The sequence below is a fragment of the Chitinophaga sp. genome (assembly GCF_035761305.1).
Lineage (GTDB): Bacteria > Bacteroidota > Bacteroidia > Chitinophagales > Chitinophagaceae > Chitinophaga.
Map to the genome: position 1 here is coordinate 1 of NZ_DASTRI010000039.1, position 4,475 is coordinate 4,475.

General features: G+C 52.0%; 5 protein-coding genes. 4 read left to right on the forward strand and 1 reads right to left on the reverse strand.

Translation table 11 applies throughout. The features are described 5' to 3' along the window. From VFS25_RS04000 to VFS25_RS04015, 4 genes are all read left to right on the forward strand, one after another. A partial coding sequence (locus tag VFS25_RS04000; protein WP_326460826.1) for a hypothetical protein occupies window positions 1-384 on the forward strand: 384 nt, incomplete at its 5' end. Further along, window positions 362-1,573, forward strand: a complete 1,212-nt coding sequence (locus VFS25_RS04005) for an efflux RND transporter periplasmic adaptor subunit (RefSeq protein ID WP_326460827.1) — start codon at window positions 362-364, stop codon at window positions 1,571-1,573. The genes VFS25_RS04000 and VFS25_RS04005, both read left to right, overlap by 23 nt. Window position 1,574: 1 nt before the next feature. Then, entirely contained in the window at window positions 1,575-2,789 is a 1,215-nt protein-coding gene (locus tag VFS25_RS04010) for an efflux RND transporter periplasmic adaptor subunit (protein ID WP_326460828.1), read from the forward strand. A 32-nt stretch (window positions 2,790-2,821) separates the two neighbouring features. Beyond that, the gene (locus tag VFS25_RS04015) at window positions 2,822-3,361 is read left to right on the forward strand and encodes a DUF3347 domain-containing protein (protein ID WP_326460829.1); all 540 of its coding nucleotides are present in this window, start codon (window positions 2,822-2,824) and stop codon (window positions 3,359-3,361) included. Window positions 3,362-3,379: 18 nt separating this feature from the next. On the opposite strand, the gene VFS25_RS04020 is transcribed toward VFS25_RS04015, so the two are convergent. Next, window positions 3,380-4,475, reverse strand: a 1,096-nt coding sequence (locus VFS25_RS04020) for a mechanosensitive ion channel family protein (protein WP_326460830.1), incomplete at its 5' end; no start/stop codon positions are given.

Genomic DNA, 4,475 nt, shown 5'->3' on the forward strand with positions numbered 1-4,475 from the left:
AGCCTTATGGGCATGGTAAGCATTCCTATTGCGCCCTGGGCGTCTAAAAGTTATAAAAATGAGGTAAAGGCCATGCAGCTGAATGTACAGTCCATGCAAAAGGAAAAAGCAGGTATGCTGCAGGAAACACAGGGCATGTTATATGGTATGGAAGAAGAAATAACGGCCATGCAGGAGCACATTAGCGCCACGGAAAATAAAATAATACCTGCGCTGCAGCGTGCAATGGATGCGGATTTCCAGTCGTACCAGGAAAACAGGCTGGAGCTGCCGGTAATTATTGATGCCTGGGAAGCGCTTACCATGGCCCAATCCGGCCTGCTGGATGAAAAGTTGAAATACTATGAAATGATAGTAGCATATGAAAAGGAACTATATCGTTAGCATAACAGCCGCTTTTACCCTGCTGGGCATAGCCTGCAGGCAACAGGGGCGGCACGCTGCGCCGGCACACGCCGCCATGGAGCATAGCTACAGCGTGGATAGCAGCCTGCTGCCGTTGCTGCAGCCGGTAAATGAGCAGGTACTGGCGCAAATTGGTACAGTGCAGCCGGTGCAGCAGCATGATACCATCATAAAAGAAATACAGGGCGCTGTCACCTACGATACCCGCAGTGAAACCAGCATTGCCAGCCGGGTGGCAGGCCGTATAGAAAAGCTGTATATCACCTACAACTACCAACCGGTAAAAAAAGGCCAGCTGTTAATGCAGGTATATTCGCCGGAGCTGGTAGCGGCCCAGCGCGAGCTGCTGTTCATCCGGGAAACCGGTGACAATGCGGCATTGCTGAATAGCGCAAGGCAACGGTTGTTGCTGCTGGGTATGACCGGTGCGCAAATAGCCCGGGTGCTAAGCAGCAGGCAGCCTGTTTATAAAATACCGGTATACAGTAACGCCAATGGATATATCATAGATAAAACATCCGCGGTGCAGGTGGTGGCAATACCGCCCGCGCCGCCGGCTGCCGGTGACATGAATGGCATGTCCGGCACGGCTACACCACCGCCGGCCGCTGCCCAAAACGGTAATACCGTTGCCGCTCCCATGCTCCTGAGAGAAGGGCAGTACGTAAATGCAGGTGAAACCATTTTTACCATTTACAAGGCAGATAAGCTGGTGGCGGAGTTTGCGCTGGAGCCTGCCACTGCGGCATATATACGCAAAGGCCGGCCCTTAACCCTGCAAAGCAGCAGCGGCGATGAAAAGGCTATTACCGCTACCGTTGGACTTATACAACCTTCCTTCCGCAACGGCGAAAACTTTACGCTGGTAAGGGCCTACCTGCAGGGGCAGCCTTTTAATGCAGGCACTTTATTAAAAGCCCGCATTCCTGTTATGGAAAAGGCCGCCTGGTGGCTGCCCGAAGCAGCTGTAGTGCAGCTGGGCACCCGCGCTGTTGTATTCAGGAAAGAGGGCGCCGTGTACCGGCCGGTTGCCATTGCCACGGGAATGAAGGCCGGCGGCCGGGTACAGGTGCCGGACAGTATTGCAGGATGGCAGGTAGCGCGCAACGCCTGGTACCTGGTAGACAGTGAAAGCTTTATTAAAACCGCCACAACAAAACAACCGTAACATGCAAAGGAAATACAGCACATATATCGTTTGGGCCTGCCTGTTAATAGCTGGGCTGCTCACTGCCTGTAATGCCAAAAGAACGGCAGATGCGGGTAAAGCCCAACCGGCCTACACCTGCCCCATGCACCCGCAGGTGGTACAGCACGGGCCTGGTACCTGCCCCATTTGCGGTATGGACCTGGTGCCGGTGAACGCTGCCGGTAATAAGCACGAGCTGATGTTGAATGAAACACAGGTTGCGCTGGCCAATATTACCACCATGAAAATAGGCGCCGGCAGCCTGGATAATTACAAACGGCTCAATGCCACGCTGGCGGTAGATCCGCAGCGTACGGTGTATGTCAGCAGCCGCGTGCCGGGCCGCATAGAGCAGCTGTATGTAAAGGAAACCGGTGTGCCGGTGCATAAAGGCCAGCCGCTGTATAAAATATATTCAGAGCAGCTGGCCGCCCTGCAGCAGGAGTACCTGGTGGCCACCGCGCAAACCGCTGCTTTCCCGGACAATGCCCGTTTTAAGCAGATTGAAGCCGCTGCCCGTCAAAAGCTGCTGTTGTACGACGTAGCTGACCGTACGCTGAACCTTATCAAACAACAGCAAAAAGCAGATCCGTATATCACTTACACGGCAGCCGTGAATGGGGTAGTGGCGGCTTTGCCCGTAAGTGAAGGGCAATATGTGGCAGCAGGCAGCACCGTGATGCAGCTGGAAGACTATGACGCGCTGTGGGTGCAGGCCGATGTGTACCCCGCTGAGCTGAACCAGGTAAGTGCCGGTAAAAAGGTAAAGGTAGTAGTGAACGGATGGGAAAATCAGCCGCTGGATATGCAGGTGGATTTTATTGCCCCGGCCCTGCAAACCGGCACGCAGCTGGCCCGGGTAAGAGGTACAATACCCAATGTTAACCACCAGTGGCAGCCCGGTATGCAGGCAAATGTGTACCTGCCGGCGGTTACCCGCAGCAATGTATTAACCCTGCCTGCAGATGCTGTTATCCGCGATCAGAAAGGAGCGCTGGTATGGTTAAAAAAAGGGCGTAACCGTTTTATACCGCGCATGGTTAAAACAGGTACGGAAAATGCCGGCCAGGTAGAGATCACAGCAGGCCTGCAGGCAGGCGATGCCGTTGTAGTAACCGGCGCTTACCTGCTGTACAGCGAATATGTATTGAAAAAAGACGCCAATCCTTTCGCACAACACGCACACGTACATTAATTTATTATAAGAACAAACAAACCATTTCAATTATGCTGAAACAAACATGCAAAGCCGCAATACCGGTACTGGCCATCACCTTATTGGCAGCCTGCGGCAACAATCCAACCAACCAGTCTGCCGGTAATACGGAAGATACCGCAACCGCCGCTGTAGCAGCTGCCCCGGTAAAGCTGAAAGATGAAAAGGCGCAGCAGCTGTACCAGCACTATGTACACCTCACCACCGCCCTTGCAAACGATGATAGCGCCGAAGCAAAAAATGCAGGTAACGCCATTGAAGCCGCTGCTAAAGAAGTGCCGGCTGCAGCAACCATCGGGCAAAACGCGCAGAAAATAGCGGCAGCGCCCACATTAGCTGCGCAGCGGGAACAATACATTGGTTTAAGCAATGAAATGCTGGCGCTGGTAAAAGCTACCGGTTTAAGCAGCGGGGAGCTGTACGTTGACTTTTGCCCTATGGCTAACAATGAGGAAGGCGCTGTATGGTTATCCGCTACCAAAGCCATCAAAAACCCTTACTTCGGTAATGACATGCCCACCTGCGGTGAAATAAAAGAAACGATAAAGTAGATGTGCAGATATGCACATCTACACATCTTTTTTCACTTCCGCCCTGGTTTTTGGCAGGCACCCGGGGTATTTTTCCTGTATGAAGGCAATCATCCGCTCGCGCAGGAAGCAGCGCAGGTCAAATGCCTGGCCGGAGTTAACGGCGCTTATCAGCATCCTTACTTCCATCGTGTTTTCGTTGGCATTCGTGATCTGCAGCACCTTTACCCGCTTATCCCACAACGGGTGGTCCTCTACCAGGCGGTCAAATTCTTTCCGCAGCACCTCTACCGGCGCCGTATAATCAAGATACAGGAATACAGTGCCCAGTATGGCCGATCCTGTGCGTGTCCAGTTCTGGAAGGGCTTTTCAATGAAATAGTTAATAGGTAATATCAGCTTGCGCTGGTCCCATATGCCTACTACAACATAGGTAAGCGTAATTTCTTCCACCCGGCCCCACTCATTTTCCACGATCAGCACATCATCAATGCGGATGGGCTGCGTAAAGGCAATCTGCAGGCCGGCCAGGAAATTACCCAGGGAGCGCTGTGCCGCAAAACCTACAATAATACCGCCCACACCTACGCCCGTTAGCAGGCCGGTGCCAATTTTACGCAAGCTGTCGAAGCTTAGCAATACAGCGCATATAATCAGCAGAATAATAACGGTAACGGCTATTTTCCGTATAAACTGCAGCTGTGTGCGTATCTTCCGTTCCCGCAGGTTATCGGCTTTCCGCAGGTCATAGGTGTGCACAATATAGTCTTCAAATATCTTCACTACGCCTATTAATATATACCCAAAGGTGATGATCAGCAATACCTCTACCGTGGAGCTCAGCACCTTCATCTGCTTGGGCCGCAGCTCCATCAGCGGCATTACTATATCCAGTACCAGCACCGGTAAAAAGAAATTAACGGACCTGCCTAAACGCTTTAGTATAGAGCGGATCATGGAATATTCTTCCGCAGGCGCTTTTGCAGAACGGCGCAGCACCAGTGCCAATAACCATTTAATAATAAGACCGGTTATCAGCGCACAGGCCGCCAGTATAATGTTTGCAATAAAATGCGGTAAATGGCTGATCTCACGTTCTAATAATTCAAGCATAATTTCCGGTGTAAACTGGTAT

What these genes read in the sequence shown, in the direction of transcription:
- VFS25_RS04005 (WP_326460827.1), top strand. Translation starts at nt 362, where the DNA reads ATGAAAAGGAACTATATCGTTAGCATAACAGCCGCTTTTACCCTGCTG.
- VFS25_RS04015 (WP_326460829.1), top strand. Translation starts at nt 2,822, where the DNA reads ATGCTGAAACAAACATGCAAAGCCGCAATACCGGTACTGGCCATCACC.
- VFS25_RS04010 (WP_326460828.1), top strand. Translation starts at nt 1,575, where the DNA reads ATGCAAAGGAAATACAGCACATATATCGTTTGGGCCTGCCTGTTAATA.